The sequence below is a fragment of the Vibrio sp. 10N.222.52.C12 genome, assembly GCF_041474215.1.
GTDB classification, from domain to species: domain Bacteria; phylum Pseudomonadota; class Gammaproteobacteria; order Enterobacterales; family Vibrionaceae; genus Vibrio; species Vibrio crassostreae_C.
Genome location: NZ_JBFRTR010000213.1, coordinates 1 through 339, shown reverse-complemented (window position 1 = coordinate 339; position 339 = coordinate 1). Strand labels below are relative to the sequence as shown.

1 pseudogene is annotated in these 339 nt (G+C 39.2%); it reads left to right on the top strand.

Annotated elements, in window-relative coordinates:
• Nucleotides 1–153 (top strand): annotated as a pseudogene (locus tag AB4623_RS23780) (adenosine deaminase); the annotation flags it as partial.
• Between the last annotated feature and the right edge of the window lie 186 nt (nucleotides 154–339).

Below are 339 nucleotides of genomic sequence, written 5' to 3'. Positions count from 1 at the left end.
AACACAACCATGACCAACGAAGTGAAGCGTGTGTGTGAAACATTCGGTCTAACAAAAGAAGATTACGTAGAAATCTACAAGTACTCGGTAGAAAGCGCTTTTGCTTCAGACGAAGTGAAACAGCACCTAATGGGTTTCGTTGAGCAAATCTAATTGGTAAAGCGCGCCTTTTGCTGAATAGCTGAGCTCACTTAGCATTAATGCTTAAAGGTACAAAATAGGAAGAGAAAGGCTGAGGCTTTTCTCTTTTTTAAGCATTGTGGCATTTTATCTAGCGAGCAGTTTTATAACGATTCTAGATGCAATAGTTAGTACTCATAATCGGCGTTGTTGATCAAA